This window comes from Paenibacillus germinis (assembly GCF_013141785.1).
GTDB classification, from domain to species: domain Bacteria; phylum Bacillota; class Bacilli; order Paenibacillales; family NBRC-103111; genus Paenibacillus_E; species Paenibacillus_E phytorum.
In genome coordinates this window covers 247,961-263,989 of the sequence record NZ_WHOC01000176.1, presented here as the reverse complement: position 1 = coordinate 263,989, position 16,029 = coordinate 247,961, and the positions used below count along the sequence as shown (strand labels likewise).

Annotated in this window: 15 protein-coding genes; all 15 read left to right on the top strand. The window is 44.4% G+C overall.

What is annotated here, in order from left to right; all coding sequences use genetic code 11:
• Positions 1-148: 148 nt before the first annotated feature.
• The gene (locus GC102_RS34840; protein ID WP_171693576.1) at positions 149-1,141 is read left to right on the top strand and encodes a phosphotriesterase family protein; all 993 of its coding nucleotides are present in this window, start codon (positions 149-151) and stop codon (positions 1,139-1,141) included.
• Positions 1,138-2,064 carry a phosphoglycerate dehydrogenase gene (locus GC102_RS34835; protein WP_312883469.1) on the top strand — a complete coding sequence of 309 codons (927 nt, stop codon included), beginning with the start codon at positions 1,138-1,140 and terminating at the stop codon, positions 2,062-2,064. Before GC102_RS34840 ends, GC102_RS34835 begins: the two co-directional genes overlap by 4 nt.
• 27 nt (positions 2,065-2,091) lie before the next feature.
• Entirely contained in the window at positions 2,092-2,742 is a 651-nt protein-coding gene (locus GC102_RS34830) for a bifunctional 2-keto-4-hydroxyglutarate aldolase/2-keto-3-deoxy-6-phosphogluconate aldolase (protein WP_312883468.1), read from the top strand.
• A gap of 5 nt (positions 2,743-2,747) precedes the next feature.
• On the top strand, positions 2,748-3,572 hold the full coding sequence (gene nagB, locus GC102_RS34825) for a glucosamine-6-phosphate deaminase (RefSeq protein WP_171693575.1): 825 nt from the start codon (positions 2,748-2,750) through the stop codon (positions 3,570-3,572).
• 142 nt (positions 3,573-3,714) lie between these two features.
• Positions 3,715-4,536, top strand: coding sequence for an SDR family oxidoreductase (locus tag GC102_RS34820; RefSeq protein ID WP_171693574.1), 822 nt, complete (start codon positions 3,715-3,717; stop codon positions 4,534-4,536).
• A gap of 175 nt (positions 4,537-4,711) precedes the next feature.
• Positions 4,712-6,208: a glycerol kinase GlpK gene (gene glpK / locus GC102_RS34815; RefSeq protein ID WP_312883466.1), complete on the top strand. Its 1,497-nt coding sequence runs from the start codon at positions 4,712-4,714 to the stop codon at positions 6,206-6,208.
• Positions 6,209-6,239: 31 nt separating this feature from the next.
• Positions 6,240-7,211, top strand: coding sequence for a sugar ABC transporter substrate-binding protein (locus GC102_RS34810; RefSeq protein ID WP_171693573.1), 972 nt, complete (start codon positions 6,240-6,242; stop codon positions 7,209-7,211).
• Positions 7,212-7,248: 37 nt separating this feature from the next.
• The gene (locus GC102_RS34805) at positions 7,249-8,769 is read left to right on the top strand and encodes a sugar ABC transporter ATP-binding protein (protein WP_171693572.1); all 1,521 of its coding nucleotides are present in this window, start codon (positions 7,249-7,251) and stop codon (positions 8,767-8,769) included.
• Positions 8,753-9,745: an ABC transporter permease gene (locus tag GC102_RS34800; protein ID WP_171693571.1), complete on the top strand. Its 993-nt coding sequence runs from the start codon at positions 8,753-8,755 to the stop codon at positions 9,743-9,745. Before GC102_RS34805 ends, GC102_RS34800 begins: the two co-directional genes overlap by 17 nt.
• Before the next feature lie 106 nt (positions 9,746-9,851).
• On the top strand, positions 9,852-10,778 hold the full coding sequence (locus tag GC102_RS34795) for a MurR/RpiR family transcriptional regulator (RefSeq protein WP_171693570.1): 927 nt from the start codon (positions 9,852-9,854) through the stop codon (positions 10,776-10,778).
• 162 nt (positions 10,779-10,940) lie between these two features.
• On the top strand, positions 10,941-11,981 hold the full coding sequence (locus tag GC102_RS34790) for a zinc-dependent dehydrogenase (protein WP_171693569.1): 1,041 nt from the start codon (positions 10,941-10,943) through the stop codon (positions 11,979-11,981).
• 17 nt (positions 11,982-11,998) lie between these two features.
• Complete coding sequence (locus GC102_RS34785) at positions 11,999-13,051, top strand: galactitol-1-phosphate 5-dehydrogenase (protein WP_216628261.1); 1,053 nt, start codon at positions 11,999-12,001, stop codon at positions 13,049-13,051.
• Positions 13,052-13,066: 15 nt separating this feature from the next.
• Positions 13,067-14,005 (top strand): shikimate dehydrogenase family protein, encoded by a 939-nt coding sequence (locus tag GC102_RS34780; RefSeq protein WP_171693568.1) that lies wholly within the window; start codon positions 13,067-13,069, stop codon positions 14,003-14,005.
• A gap of 27 nt (positions 14,006-14,032) precedes the next feature.
• Positions 14,033-14,614 (top strand): glucose-6-phosphate isomerase, encoded by a 582-nt coding sequence (locus GC102_RS34775; RefSeq protein ID WP_171693567.1) that lies wholly within the window; start codon positions 14,033-14,035, stop codon positions 14,612-14,614.
• 212 nt (positions 14,615-14,826) lie between these two features.
• Positions 14,827-16,023: a sugar ABC transporter substrate-binding protein gene (locus tag GC102_RS34770; protein ID WP_216628260.1), complete on the top strand. Its 1,197-nt coding sequence runs from the start codon at positions 14,827-14,829 to the stop codon at positions 16,021-16,023.
• Positions 16,024-16,029: the final 6 nt, after the last annotated feature.

Here is a 16,029-nt window from a genome sequence, read left to right as displayed (position 1 = left end):
AGAGGCACGATCAAATGCTAACTTTTATAATCATAAATCAAATATAGAATAAAATTTTATTTTATATTGACCATGAAAGAATTTAATTCTATAATGAAATCGAGATGGAGCGCATCCATTTACGGAAAGGATTAAGCGTTTACAGGGGGTGGCCGCTACGGGAATTATTCGAACAGTCTTAGGGGATATCTCTAAAGAACAATTAGGATTCTGTCATAGTCATGAACATCTCTTCATTGCGGAGGGAACGCCATCAAGGCTGAATCCCGTTTTGCAAATTGATGACTTTGGCAAAACAAAGGAAGAATTATTGCTATTCAAAAGCTTGGGTGGCAAAGCCGTTGTGGATGCCCAGCCTGTCGGATGCGGACGGATGGCGGACATGTTGACCGAAGTATCCAAGCAGACGGGTATCCATATCATAGCCTCTACCGGTTTTCACAAGAGAAGCTTTTATCCCGATAATCATTGGCTGTTTCGTGCGGATGTTGAGCGTTTAGCGAATACGTTTATCGCTGAAATTGAAGAAGGCATGTATATCCAAGCGGATAAACAGGACCCGAAACTCCAAATAAAAGCCAAAGCTGGGCAAATCAAAACGGCAATTGATGAGGACTCACCGGGTTTAATCTGTTTACACCTTTTGAATGCCGCAGCGATTGCTTCTCTCGAAACGGGGATTCCCATCATGTGCCATACAGAAACTCATCGTCAAGGGATTGTAGTGGCTGAACACTTTATGAAGTTAGGTGTTGCTCCCGAGAATCTGATCATTTGTCATTTGGACAGGACACTTAACGATTACAGCGTCCATCGACAGCTGGCTCATCTCGGTGTTTATCTGGAGTATGATACGATCGGCAGATTTAAATATCACAGCGATGAGGAAGAAGCGGAACTAATCGTGCAGATGCTGGATTGGGGCTATGGGGATTCTCTTCTCCTAGGATTGGATACGACCCGGGCGAGACTGAAGAGTTACGGTGGCGAGATCGGATTGGATCACATGAAGGTCAATTTTATCCCTCTTTTGCGTCAGCGCGGTGTTTCGGAGTCTGCTATTGCAGATATGATGATTCATAATCCTTCCCATGCTTTTACACGAAAAAAACAGAACAGCCAGAGAGGTGAAAACAAGTGACTTATAAAGTAATGGTAACCCCTCGCTCCTTTGGAAAGGGAAACTCTCAACCGATTGACATGTTAAAGGAGAATGGCTGCGAGCTAATTCTTAATCCATATGGCCGCATTATGAACAAGCAGGAAATGGTTGAATTGATCAAGGATGTAGACGCGGTCATTGTCGGGGTCGATCCCATCGATCAAGAGGTGCTTGAGCATGCGCCTAAGTTGAAGGTCATTTCAAAATACGGTGTCGGTACCGATAATATTGACTTGAATTATGCGCGGGAGAAAGGGATTCCCGTAACCGTGACTACCGGAGCTAACAAGGATGCCGTTGCGGATTATACGATAGCTCTTATGTTGGCTGCTGCTAGAAGAATGATTCCGATTGATAAAGCTTGCAGACAATTGAATTGGAATAAGATCACATCTGTCGATGTATGGGGTAAAACGCTGGGTCTCGTCGGTCTTGGAGCCATAGGCAAGGGCGTTGCCGCAAGGGCGCGCGGTTTTAACATGAACATACTTGCTTATGATTTGGTCAAAGATGAAACCTATGCGGCTGAACATCAGATCGATTATGTAGGTTTAAATGAGCTTCTACGTACAGCTGACTTTATCAGCTTGCATTTGCCCTTAACGGAACAAACGCATCATTTGATAGGCGCGAAGGAACTCGCAAGCATGAAAGAAACCGCTGTCATTGTGAACACGGCTAGGGGCGGGCTAATCAATGAACAAGCGCTTCTTGAGGCTTTGAGGGAAAATCGGATATGGGGAGCAGGCATGGATGTATTCGAGCAGGAGCCCCCGCAAGATAAAGGCTTTCTGGAACTGGATAACCTAATTATCGGATCACATTGTGCCGCTTCAACGTATCAAGCCATCGAGAACATGGGAGTCATGGCTGCGGCGAATGTCCTAGAGTATTTGAGGTAATCATTAAAGAACAAGGGGAAATGATAAATGGCTATGAATAAGCTGCAAGTGATTAGCAGACTGTGTGAGGAAGGAATTGTCGCCGTCATCCGTGCTGACAATAGCGAGCAAGCGATTAAGATTGCCGAAGCGTGTCTGCAAGGCGGTATTTCCAGTCTGGAAATTACGTTCACTGTGCCGTATGCGCATCAAGTGATTGAGAAATTATCGAACCATTTCTCGCCTGGAGAAGTTACAATTGGCGCGGGGACTGTATTGGATACGGAAACTGCTCGTATCGCAATTCTATCAGGCGCGCAATTTGTTGTCAGTCCCTTTGTTAACACAGAAGTGATTCGCTTATGCAACCGCTATGGTATTCCATGTATGCCGGGAGCCATGACCGTAAAAGAGGCGATTGAAGGGATGGAAGCTGGTGCGGATATTATTAAACTGTTCCCAGGAGAGACCTATGGACCATCTATGATCCGGTCGCTGAAAGGACCGCTGCCCCAGGTGAATCTCATGCCAACTGGCGGCGTAAATCTGAGTACCATTACAGATTGGTTTGAAGCGGGTGCCGTTGCTGTAGGTGTCGGTGGTTCTTTGATTAGTTCGGCCAGTCAAGGGGATTATGCTTCTATTACAGAAAAAAGCCGTCAGCTTGTTGATAAAGTGAAAGCCTTCCGAGGGGTGTAACGATCATGAGAATCGCTGTTTTTCGCGATGCCCAGCAAGCTGATCGCATAGGAGCGGAAATCCTAGAAAGGATTGTTCGTGAAAAAGCCCATCCCAAGCTTGGCCTTGCCACGGGTTCATCGCCTATAGGGATTTATAAAGAGTTGGTTGAGAGGATCAGAATCAGCCCTTGCAGCTATAAACATGTATCTACCTATAATTTAGACGAGTATGTCGGTCTATCAGCGGATCATCCTCAAAGTTATGCTGCCTATATGCGAGAACATTTATTCCAGTATCTCGATATGCTGCCGAATCATATTCATATTCCAAATGGAGCGGCTCATTCGATTGAAGCGGAAAGCCATAGATATGAAACGCTGCTGAGGGAAGCTGGAAGGCTGGATGTCCAACTGCTTGGTATTGGGTTAAACGGACATATTGGTTTCAACGAACCGGGCAATCATCTTTCAAGTGAGACTCATATTGTGGCATTAACTGAAGGCACGCGAAGTGCAAATGCTAAAAATTTTCCTTCTGATGAACAAACTCCTAGGCATGCCATTACGATGGGGGTTGGTCCTATTATGAAGGCTGACAGCGTGCTGTTTATCGCGCATGGTGAAGCTAAAAGTACCATTATTCAAGAGGCATTTACGGGACCTGTAACGACAAGTTGCCCGGCATCCTTACTTCAATTACATCCGAATGTAATCGTGTTGTTGGATGAAGATGCGGCAGCAGGCTTGTTGAATGGCGGCAGACCATCATTTCGGATGATAGGTAATAGACGAATAGCATTTCTTTTTGATCCGAAAATACAGGAAATAATCGGGGAAAATATATCGTAATCATTCTTGTAAATCCTTTATCGAATAAAATTTTATTTTAATGTTGACATAAAAGAATAATATTCTATAATAAGAGTATAAGTCCTTATTCAATCCATAAACACAACCAGAATAGAATTCAAAACCAGAGAGGAAGAATTATATGTATCCTAAAGGAACTCAATTAGAAGGTAAAGTTGCAATCGTCACAGGAGCCGCTTCTGGAATCGGTGAAGCCGTATCGAAAATTTTCGCTGCCAATGCCAGTAAAGTTTTATTAGTGGATATAGATGAAGAACGTATGAAGCAGGTTGCTGCTGAGATCGAAGCTGAGAATGGCATCTGTGATTGGATTGTCGGCGATGTGACGGAAGAAGCTGAAGTTGCTAATTTCTTCAAGTATGCCAATGATAAATGGGGCAGCGTTGATCTTCTTGTGAATAGCGCAGGACGCGATTCTCTATCTCCTCCTATCAGCCAGACGACACTCGAAGAGTGGAACAAAACACTCGGACCCAATTTAACTGCAGTCTTCCTTTGCTGCCGAGAAGCGTTCCGCTACATGGAAAAACAAACAATGGGCGGCAGAATCATTAATATGGGATCTTCGTCAGCCAAAGTCGCATCTTGTCCGGGACATAGTCCTTATCGCGCTTCCAAACATGGCATGATGGGACTTAGCAAAAATATTTTGTTGGAAGGCAAGGATAAAAATATCGGTGTAACTGTGATCAATCCTTCTCATGTGAAGACGCCAATGACCAAAGTCATCGATACAGGGATTTATGACGGTGATCTTGCTGCTTATACGGATGGATGGCTGGATGAAAAAGAACTTAAAGAGGGAATCTATAATAGCTGCATCGATGTAGAAAATGTTGCCGAAGCGACTCTTTTCGTAGCAACAAGAACACCTGATGTTACGATTCCTTCGTTCTCCTTCTATCCGACGCATAAGGTACACCGTTACGGAATGGAAGTATAGAGCATTGATGGCATTGTAAAAGATAAACGGACATGATTAGCTCGAAGTCCTGCATGGCAATTATGAAATGTTGCAGCGGTTCATTGAGCTAATCACGTATTTAAAAACATTAATTGTAAGCGGTTAAATCAAGTGAACTCCAAGCTATAAATGCATAGGAAAGTGGGAGGTTGGCGTGACAGAGAAATATGTGATGTCATTTGATTGTGGAACAACTAGCACAAGGACGATTTTGTTCGATCATAATGGCAATATTGTTTCGGTGGCTTATCAAGATTTTGCCCAAATCTATCCAAAGCCCGGTTGGGTGGAACACAATCCGATGGATATCTGGGAAGCTCAATTAAAAACAGCGAAAGAGGCTCTGAAGCAAGCAAATGCCAGTGCGTCGGATATTGTAGGGATCGGAATCACCAATCAGAGAGAGACCACCATTATATGGGATAAGGCTACAGGCAAGCCTGTCATGAACGCAATCGTATGGCAGGATCGCCGAACAGCAGACGTTTGTCAAGAACTGAAAGAACAGGGATTGAGTGAATATGTCAAAGAAAATACAGGTTTGTTGATCGATTCTTATTTCTCAGGAACGAAGATTAAATGGATCCTTGATCACATCGAAGGCGCGAGAGAAAAGGCTGAAAAGGGAGAACTGCTTTTCGGTACCGTGGATACTTGGCTGATTTGGAATTTGACTGGTGGCAAGGTGCATATTACCGACTATTCCAATGCTTCACGAACCATGCTGTTTAACATTAATCGGATTGAATGGGATGACAAACTATTACGTGAATTGGCCATTCCACGGGCCATACTTCCTGAACTCCGCCCTTCCAGTGACGTTTACGGCTTGACCGTCGAATCGCTATTTGGCGCAAGTATTCCAGTTGCAGCCGCTGTTGGGGATCAGCAGGGTGCCCTTTTCGGACAGGCATGCTTTCAAGAAGGAATGGTGAAGGCCACTTACGGAACAGGAGGATCTCTGTTAATGCATACCGGTTCTAAGCCGATCCGTTCTGATTCCGGGCTTCTTACCACGGTGGCATGGGGATTAAACAACAAGGTAGAGTATGCGTTGGAAGGTCTGCTTTATGTGGTAGGTGCTTCTGTACAATGGCTGCGGGACGAATTGAAACTTATTTCCGATGCCAAAGAGACGGAGCAGCTTGCACAAGAAGTTGCGGATACCAATGGTGTTTATGTGGTTCCGGCTTTTGTCGGACTTTCGGCTCCTTACTGGGATCAGTATGCGCGCGGCGCTATCCTTGGCTTGACTCGCGGTGCGAATCGCAACCACATCGTCCGTGCAACACTTGAGTCGATAGCCTATCAGATTCGTGATGTCATTACGTGTATGGAACAGGATTCCGGCATCAAGAATAGTGAGTTGAAGGTCGATGGTGGCGTTTGCTGCAACAATTTCGTTATGCAGTTTCAATCTGATCTTCTCGGCGTACCCGTTATCCGTCCGAAGGTTGTAGAATCAACCGCGCGAGGGGCAGCATTTCTAGCTGGTCTAGCAACTGGGTTTTGGCAGAGTCAAAGCGAGCTGCTGGATACCTTTGAACTAGATCGCAGGTTTGAACCTACGTTTGACATTTGTAAGCGCAATCAACTATATGCTGGTTGGCAAAAGGCTGTTGATAGATCGAAGGATTGGGAAGATCATTAATACCATTTATATTAAAAAGGGGATGTTTTCTATGAAATCAAGTAAAAAAATGAAGTCTGCATCACTTATTCTCGCTTTGGTTCTAATCATGGTTACGATGGTTGCTTGTGGAGGAAAGACGCAAGAGACGAGTACGACAACCAGTTCAAAAGAAACCAAAAAACATACGTTTGCGGCCTCCTACTTCACCTTGAATAATCCACATTTTATCGATTGGAGCAAAGGATTGAAGTCAGAGATTGTTGATAAGCACGGCGACAAGCTGATTGAAGTCGATGCACAATTGGACATTAACAAGCAGATATCAGATGTCGAAGACTTCATTCAACAGAAGGTAGACGCCATCTTTATAGCCCCGGTTGATAGCAAGGGGATCAAGACGGCATTGCTGTCCGCCAAGAAAGCCAACATTCCGGTTATTATTATGGATGTTCCACCTCAAGACACAGATCTTGTTACAGCGATGGTAACGACGGATAACTTCATGGCCGGTAAGGTGCTTGGTGAAGCCATGGTTAAAAATACGGGCGGCAAAGCCAACGTGGCCATTATCGATTGGTCTGTCGTTCAGGCTGTTGTGGACAGAACAGACGGCTTCTCGGCTGCTGTCAAAGCATCTCCTGGCATTAAAGTTGTCGCCAGACAAGACGGTAAAGCGTCTACGGAATCCGCGCTGCCGATCATGGAGAATTTCCTGCAGTCCAACCCTGAAATCAATGCTGTATTTGCGATAAATGATCCCTCAGCTGTTGGAGCGTTGGCAGCCATTGAAGCGGCGAAGCGAACGGACATCAAGATTTATTCCATTGACGGGTCACAAGATGCGATAAAACTAGTCAAGGATAATAAGATTGCAGGTACTTCTGCCCAGTTCCCTGTCAAGATGGGGCAAGTTGCTGGCGATCTAGTTTACAAGATTCTAAACAAAGAAAACGTTGAAAAATGGATTAAGGTCGAAAGCTTGTTCATTGATCAATCCAACTATCAACAGTATTTGAAGTAAATAGCCTGCTGTACGCTGTAATAAAGGAAGGTATCCTATGGAAAACAATATGCCTCTTTTGCAAATGAAACATATCAGTAAGAGTTTTCCTGGAGTCAAAGCGCTTGATCGCGTGAATCTTGAAGTTCATGTAGGTGAGGTTCACGCTCTGCTTGGCGAGAATGGAGCGGGGAAGTCTACACTGATCAAGATTCTTGGCGGAATATTGGTTCCAGACGAAGGTGAGATCATCTTTGACGGTAACAAAGTAGAAATTAAAGATGTGAGTTTTTCAGAAAGTATCGGAATCAGTGTGATTCATCAGGAGTTGTGTCTCGCGCCGAATATGACGGTAGCAGAAAATATTGTGTTAGGCAGGGAGCCCTCAAAGGGCCCCTTGCAACTAGTAAATAGGAAAGAAATTATTCGATATGGGCAGAAGATTCTCGATCAATTTGAATTGGACATCGATGCTGGCGAGTATGTAAGTAATTTGACGGTTGCGCAGCAGCAGATGGTTGAAATTGCAAAAGCTTTGTCAAAGGATAACCGAATCATCGTGATGGATGAACCTACTTCATCGTTAACAGAGAAGGAGGTTATCAAACTGCTGGAAACGATACGGGGGCTGAGACTGAAGGGTGTCTCTGTTATTTATATCTCTCACCGTATGGAAGAATTGTTTGCAATCGCAGATAAAGTGACCGTTTTAAGGGATGGTACTTATGTCGCTACTCGAGACATGAAGGATACCAGTTACCAAGATCTAGTTCGATTGATGGTCGGAAGAGAGCTGTCAGAGATCTATACCAAACCGGTTGTGCAGCCGGGAGAGAAAATTTTTGAGGTACGGAATCTTTCCAGCGGTACGAGAGTCAAAAATGTAAGTTTCAGTCTCTACAAGGGAGAGATTCTTGGGTTCTACGGTTTGGTGGGTTCAGGAAGAACGGAACTTATGAGGACCATTTTTGGAATCGACAAGTCCATCAGCGGGGATATCTATCTAAATCAGAAAAAGATACGGATTAAAAATCCGAAGGATGCCATCCAAAGCGGTATCGGATTTGTTCCAGAGGATCGCAAAGAACAAGGGGCCATTTTGATTCAAAGCATTTCCTACAATATAAGTTTAAGCGTACTGGACTCCATGGTAAAGTTCTTCCAAGTGGATAGACGAAAAGAAGAAACGTTAGTGGATAAATATATTGAGAGGCTTTCCATCCGCACCCCCTCTCCAGAGCAGCAATTGATGAATCTAAGCGGCGGGAATCAGCAGAAAGTGATCATCGCGAAATGGCTTGCCATGAAACCGGATATTTTGATTCTAGACGAACCCACGCGAGGTATCGATGTCGGCGCCAAAAAAGAAATCTATTCGTTCATGTCCATTTTGGCGCAGTCGGGAGTCAGCATCATTATGGTCTCGTCGGAGCTGCCGGAAATCATCAATATGAGCACGCGCGTTATGACCATGTATCAAGGGGAAATCAGCGGTGAATTAACGATGGAAAGCGAGATTACACAAGAGAATATTCTAATTCACGCAACAGGAGGTGTGAAAAATGAATCAAGTTCTTAGCGAGATAGAACGGAAGAAAAATGATTCATGGCGAAAATGGCCCGTTGTACATTATGTCGTATCAAACTCGGGAATTTTGATTGCTCTGGTGAGTCTGATTGTATTTTTTGCCTTGACGACGTCGACATTTTTGTCTACTAGCAATGTATTAAATGTTTTGAGACAAATATCGATTAATGCCATCATCGCGTTTGGAATGACTTTTACCATATTGATCAATGGAATTGACCTATCAGTTGGCTCGATTCTAGCTGTTTCACAAGTGATAACCATCGGTTTATTATTTATGGGTGTCCCGATTGTTCCGGCTCTTATCGTTGGGTTGTTGATAGGCGCAGTTCTAGGACTTATTAACGGATTTGTCATCACAAAAGGCAAGATTCCACCCTTTATCGTAACGTTGTCCATGATGATTATGGCCAGAGGATTCGCGTACGTATTAACCGGGGGCAGACCGATGAGTTTTAATAATGAGATCTTATCTTTCATCGGGAATGGCTACATCGGGCCCATTCCAGTGCCCATTATTATTATGGTTATTTGTCTGATTATCACCTCATTTATTCTAAATAAAACGAAGTTTGGAAGACATGTCTATGCGGTTGGCGGGAATCGGGAGGCTGCAAGGTTCTCGGGTATTCAAATCTCAAAGATTGAAATGATCGTCTACACCATCTCGGGACTTTTGGCAGGATTAAGCGGTGTTATTCTAGCTGCGAGAATGTCCTCCGCACAACCAACATCTGGCAGTGGATTCGAGTTAGACGCCATAGCAGCAGTAGTCTTGGGTGGAACAAGCTTCTCTGGGGGAATAGGTAAGATTGGTGGAGTTTTCATCGGTGCATTGATCATCGGGGTTCTCAATAACGGGTTGAATTTAATGCATGTATCGTCTTACTGGCAGATGATCATCAAAGGACTTGTCATCGTAACCGCTGTATACGTCGATTCACTGAAGAAGAAAAAGCGAGCTTGATAGGTTTCCTGTTGAAAAGGAGCAAATCGAGTTGAAAAAAAGTTCCTACTTGAATAGAATAGGCTTATCGCCTCCTTAGGATTAACATAAATCCCGGTGAATATTCATGATACGAGGTGCACCGCCATTGGAAGAAGGAAATCATACCCTACACCAGGATGTTTTTAGACTTATTAACAAAAAAATCGCTTATCTGAATCCTGCTCTTCGTCGGATCGCTGATTATATTCTAGAAAATCCGAGTCAGTGTAAAAGTATTACCACCAAGGAATTAGCTGCCGCTTGTAATGTTGCAGAATCCACCATCACGCGATTCGTCAAAGAGATCGGCTTGGATAGCTATCAGGAGCTGAAAATCGGTATAGCCGAGGCATTAACCATGAACGATGCCTCTAGTTTGTCCACGGAAGAAAACTATGTTTATGAGGACATTACCCAAACGGATACACCAGAAATGATTCTGGAGAAAGTGCTGTACCGCAATGTTCAAACGATGACAGAAACCAAGCAGCGCTTAAACATCGGGGAGCTTAGCAAAGCTGTAGAAGCAATCGAGCAAGCCAATACCATTCTCTTCAGCAGCATGGGTTCTTCAAGGGCAGCGGCGGTATCAGGCGTTATGCGCTTCACGAGGGCCGGCAAGAAAAGTATGCTGCTCGGGGACCAAAGCTCTCTACTGATGAGTGCGGCGATTGCAAGCCCTGAAGACGTATTGATTGGGATCAGTAACTCGGGTCGTTCTAAGGATGTTGTCGATTCAATGAGACTTGCTCAATCCAAAGGGGCACGAACGATTGGTATTACTTCTTTTGAAGATTCACCTTTAACCAAGTATTCGGATATTACCTTGTTCACTTCAGCCAAATCGTCAAACGAGGGATCTGCGCTCTATTGGGAAGCTGCTGCATCCAAAACGGCTCAAATTCTGGTGCTAGATTTAATTTACGCATCGTACGCAGCGAAAAATTTCACTAAAACGTTGAATTATATGGAAGAAACCTTTAAGGTGCTGCGCAGTTCAAGAGAGAAATGATAACAATATCTCTTAGTTGACTCTGTCAAAGTAGGCGAAAGTTACTTTGATAGGGGACCTTGCGTCTTAAATCGAATAAAATAATATTTTACGATATATTTTGAAGAATAAAATTCCTTGTAATTCAATTATTCAAAATGTTAACCAGAGAGGAGCTTACAAATGAAAGCAGCGTATTATTACGGCATTGGCGATATTCGTGTAGAAGATGTACCCATTCCGGAAATTCAAGTTAACGAGATGCTTGTAAAGGTTAAGGCTTGCTCGGTTTGCGGAACGGACAATCGCATTTATAGGCACGGACATTTCAAGGTTCCTGAGGGTGTAAAACGAGTGCTTGGACACGAAACTTCCGGAGAAGTCGTCAAGGTGGGTTCAGCGATCAAAGGCTTTGAGGTCGGAGCTCGCGTTGCTCTGCCGCCCAATGTGGGATGCGGCACCTGCCATATGTGTGTACGAGGTTATAACCAGCTATGTCCGAACTATCAAGCTTTCGGGATTAGCATGGACGGCGGCTTCGCGGAATATGTCAAAGTTCCTTCCTTTGCGGTAAGCAACGTGATTAAAATTCCGGACCATGTAAGCTACGAGGAAGCAGCCATTGCAGAACCGCTTTCTTGCGTGCTGCATGCCTATGAAGCTCATAAAACAGTTCCCGGAGATACCGTGCTTATTATTGGACCCGGCCCTATCGGCGCCCTTCATGTGATGATGAACAAAATGGCCGGCGGCCGCATTATTGTTGCGGGGAGATCGGACGCTCGTCTTGAACAAATCAAGCAGTACGGTGCGGATATTGTCATTAATAACAGAGAATCCGACTTAAAAGAAGAGATAGATAGAATCACGGAAGGACGCGGCGTAGATGTCGTGATCACGTCCAATTCTGACCCTGAGATGCAGAAGGTCGCACTCGAAGTAGCAGGTTATCACGGACGCGTATCGTTATTTGGAGGATTACCTAAAGGCAAAGAATTCGTGATGTTAAATACGAATCTCATTCACTATAAGGAACTTACTGTAACGGCTACGACAGGCTCTAGTTTGCTGGATGTACACAAGGCCATGGACATGATTTCTACTGGTAAAATCGATGTGAAATCGCTCATTACTGCGAAATTTTCGATTGAAGATACTGTTGCAGCTTTGGATTATGCGGCTCAGGGAGCGGGCATGAAGGCTCTGATTACATCTGAACTTTAACATTTAGGAGGAAGCATATGAACAAGCTTATGAATGCTGCAGTCTTACATGCACCTGCCGATCTGCGTTATGAGCAGGTAGCGGTGCCGTCCTATAAAGAGGACGAAGTTCTGGTGCGCGTCCGGGCAGCTGGCGTTTGCGGCTCCGACTTGGGACGCGTCATGAAGACTGGAACGTACAGCTTTCCAACGATTCCTGGCCATGAATTTTGCGGCGAAGTTGCCGCGGTCGGTGCTAGTGTGAAGGATTTCAAACCAGGAGACCGCGTGGCCGTCGCTCCTATTCTCCCTTGTGGAACCTGCGAGTTTTGCGAATCGGGAGATTACGGGCTCTGTGATAACTATAATTATCTCGGATCTCGAACGCACGGCGGATATGCCGAGTACACGGTTGCTCCTTCCAGAAACCTGATTCGGTTGCCGGACAGCTTATCTTTCGTCGAAGGAGCCATGGTTGAACCGGCGGCTGTCACTCTGCATGGCATGATGCGTGTAGGCATCAACGTTGGCGATACGGTTGCGGTTCTTGGATGCGGCACAATCGGTTTGTTCGCGATACAGTTTGCCAAAATTATGGGCGCGACTCAGGTCATAGCGGCAGATGTTGCTGCGGATAAGCTAGAGCTAGCGAAACAGCTTGGTGCCGATGTAGTCATAAATTCAGGTGAACTCGACGCTGCTCAAAAGATCAAGGAGTTGACTGGCGGTAAAGGGGTTAACGTCGCCGTAGAAACCGCCGGGGTTGTGCAAACTCAAGAGCAATGTTTGAGAATTACTAAGAAAAAAGGACGTGTTCTCTATTTGGGAACTGCACACCGGGATGTCGTTCTACCGCCTAAAAGTTTTGAATGTATCGTCAGAAATGAACTAACCCTTGTCGGCTCATGGAACTCTTACAGTGCACCATTTCCAGGCGTAGAATGGCAAGCAACCATCGATTATGTCAAGAGCGGCGCTTTAAAGCTTCAACCGCTAGTTACTCATACCTTCCATCTTTCTGATGCTCCAAACGTGTTCGTTGATCTTGTAGAACGCAAGTATCCTTTTACCAAAGTTATTTACGAGATTTAATAAAGGAGAATAACTATGAATCTTCCATCAAAAGCAACTCAGCCTACCATGTACTTCATTGGGGTAACCACGACAAAGTCCTCGATTATGAAACTTTTCCCGCTTTGGGCGGAGGCACTCGGGCTGAAGGACGCCGTGATTAAAGGAATAGATATCGACATTCATGCTAAGCCGGAAGTATACAGAGAAGTCGTGGAATTTATTAAGAACGATGAATTGTCCCTTGGTGCCTTGGTAACAACACATAAAATCGACTTATATGACGCTGCCAGCGACTTGTTCGACTATTTGGATCCCCATGCGCAAATGTTCAAAGAGCTTTCTTCCATTTCCAAGAAAAATGGTAGATTGGAAGGTTACGCTAAGGACCCAATATCGAGCGGATTGGCGATGGAAGCATTTATTCCGGACCATTATTGGAACAACGGCGGTGAAGTGTTGATTCTCGGTTGCGGAGGAAGTGCCCTAGCGATCAGTTCTTATTTAACGGAAAAAGATCATGGTAATAACCTGCCATCCAAAATTATTCTTACGAACCGAAGCAAGCCAAGGCTGGATTCGGCCAAGGAATTGTTATCACAGCTCGACACCCAAGTTCAATTTGACTATCATCTTTGCCCAGATCCGGCCCAGAATGATGAAGTCATGGGAGCACTTAAGCCTTATTCGTTAGTTATTAACGCGACCGGTCTCGGAAAAGACAGACCTGGATCACCTCTCACGGATCTAGGTAAATATCCGCAAAACGGCTTGGTGTGGGAGCTGAACTACCGCGGCGAACTTGATTTTATGCATCAAGCTTTGAGACAAAAAGAACAACGTAATCTGCATGTCGAAGACGGATGGATCTATTTTATCCATGGCTGGACGCAAGTCATTGCGGAAGTATTCCATGTTGATATCCAAGGTGAAGTATTAGAGAAATGCGCCAAAATTGCAGAAAGTATCAAATAACAAACTAACCGTCGAGGGGTGTTCAGAATGAGTCAGGAATTAACAGTCAAGCCATTTTCCATGTATTTTGATTTAATCAGCGGAATGTCAAACGAGAGAAGTACAACGAAACGACATCTTTCTAATATGAGAGGCATGTTTTCAAACGGTGAAGCGTTGGAAGCGATGATCGAAAAAGAGAATTCGTTGATGTATGAATTTTTCGAACTGGAAATGCCGGAAAAAGACGGTCATTTATTATTTGGTACAAGTATCGTATATCCAGGCAAAGTAGGAAATGAGTATTTCATGACCAAGGGACATTTTCACACGATTTTGGATACCGCTGAAGTCTATTACTGCTTGGGCGGTAAGGGCTATATGCTCATGGAAAATCCTGAAGGGGATTGGATAGCAGAAGAAATGACTCCGGGAAAAGCTGTGTATGTTCCGGGCCGCTATGCACATCGAAGCATTAATGTGGGCGATGAGCCTATGATTACTTTCTTTGTTTTCCGAGCTGATGCCGGTCATGATTATGGAACCATTGAAACTAAAGGCTATAGAAAATTAATTGTTGAAAACGAAGGTAAGGTTGAAATCGTAGACAATCCCAAATGGGGAGTTTAATAAACAGATGGCAACGAGGGACCTGAATCAACGTTCAGGTCCCCCCCCATCATGGGGGATTTGTCTAAATCTAACTACTTGCGATATCAGTCATCCTAGAATGAAAGGGAGGTAATATTAAATGAACGATATCGTGGAATAGGTTGAACTCCGTTTTATTAATTCAAATTGAAAGCGCTTTAAAAATATTTCCAAAAAAAGGGGAAATGTACATGAGAAAAATTCAATTGCGTAAATCGTACATGCTGCTTATCTTCACGATGATTACGGCTTTATTGGCTGCTTGTTCTAACCAAGCAAATCCTACGAACAAAGATGACAAAGCGGGACAAACCCAAGCACCCTCCACGAATGATGATCCCGCTAAAAAACTAGGGAAAATCGTGATCGGTTGGGTACCGCCGGATATTACGGGCGTTTATAAAATCGCAACTACCTATATGGAGAAGTCAGCAGAAGACGCTAAGAAATCGGGGTTGGATGTTGAAATCCTTACGAAAGCGAGCAATAACCATGGCGATGCGAATGCTCAAATTCATAACATCGAAGATATGATTCAAAGAAAAGTCAGCGCGATTATTATTTCTCCAGCAGATGTAGAACCGCTGAAACCTGTGCTCAAACAAGCAAAAGATGCTCATATACCCGTGATTATCGTCAATCTGTTAACACCGATTGAGGGAACACAAGTTGATACTTATATTGGTTTTGATAATGCACAGGCGGCAGAAGTTTCCGCATACGCCATGTTAAACGCTCTTGGCGGGCCAGGCGTCTTGGATGGAAAAGGAAAAAAAGTGGATGTTCAGCCACATCAAGAGTTGGATTTGAAGTGGTGGCAGAACGTGTATAAAGACGTTGATCCTAATTCGATTAAGGGGAAAATTGCCATACTTTCAGGAGTTCCCGGAAGCTTTTACGATAACGAACGTCAAAAAGGCTTCGATAAAGTGTTGAAAATGTTCCCGAATGTGCAAGTCGTTACAAAGCTTCCAGCGGATTGGAATCGACAAAAAGGGGTGTCGGTCACAGAAAACATTCTTCAAAAGCACAAAGATATTGATGGTATCTGGGCTGCTTCTAATGAAATGGGATTGGGTGCGATTAATGCGGTTCAAAACGCAGGGCTTACAGGAAAAGTATTCGTTACGACGAATGATGGGACGTCGGAGAGCGTAGACAGAATCAGAGAAGATAAAATCCTGTCGGAAACATGGCATGGCTTCCCTGAGTGGGGCTGGTACGGTGTGAAATTCGGAGTGATGCTCCATTTGGGAGAAGAGACGCCGAAAACCTACGATATCAGACCACGAACAGAGTATAAAGCCAACGCTAATGATTTCTATCCGAATCCCGTATTGGATCCGATCGACTGGAAACAAATTATCACCAATGCGAAGCTCAAATAGTTTCAT

Bases quoted from the DNA above. Each gene is read 5' to 3' on its own strand.
- GC102_RS34830 (WP_312883468.1), top strand. From the start codon at position 2,092: ATGGCTATGAATAAGCTGCAAGTGATTAGCAGACTGTGTGAGGAAGGA.
- nagB (WP_171693575.1), top strand. From the start codon at position 2,748: ATGAGAATCGCTGTTTTTCGCGATGCCCAGCAAGCTGATCGCATAGGA.
- GC102_RS34820 (WP_171693574.1), top strand. From the start codon at position 3,715: ATGTATCCTAAAGGAACTCAATTAGAAGGTAAAGTTGCAATCGTCACA.
- GC102_RS34810 (WP_171693573.1), top strand. From the start codon at position 6,240: ATGAAATCAAGTAAAAAAATGAAGTCTGCATCACTTATTCTCGCTTTG.
- GC102_RS34805 (WP_171693572.1), top strand. From the start codon at position 7,249: ATGGAAAACAATATGCCTCTTTTGCAAATGAAACATATCAGTAAGAGT.
- GC102_RS34800 (WP_171693571.1), top strand. From the start codon at position 8,753: ATGAATCAAGTTCTTAGCGAGATAGAACGGAAGAAAAATGATTCATGG.
- GC102_RS34795 (WP_171693570.1), top strand. From the start codon at position 9,852: ATGATACGAGGTGCACCGCCATTGGAAGAAGGAAATCATACCCTACAC.
- GC102_RS34790 (WP_171693569.1), top strand. From the start codon at position 10,941: ATGAAAGCAGCGTATTATTACGGCATTGGCGATATTCGTGTAGAAGAT.
- GC102_RS34785 (WP_216628261.1), top strand. From the start codon at position 11,999: ATGAACAAGCTTATGAATGCTGCAGTCTTACATGCACCTGCCGATCTG.
- GC102_RS34780 (WP_171693568.1), top strand. From the start codon at position 13,067: ATGAATCTTCCATCAAAAGCAACTCAGCCTACCATGTACTTCATTGGG.
- GC102_RS34775 (WP_171693567.1), top strand. From the start codon at position 14,033: ATGAGTCAGGAATTAACAGTCAAGCCATTTTCCATGTATTTTGATTTA.
- GC102_RS34770 (WP_216628260.1), top strand. From the start codon at position 14,827: ATGAGAAAAATTCAATTGCGTAAATCGTACATGCTGCTTATCTTCACG.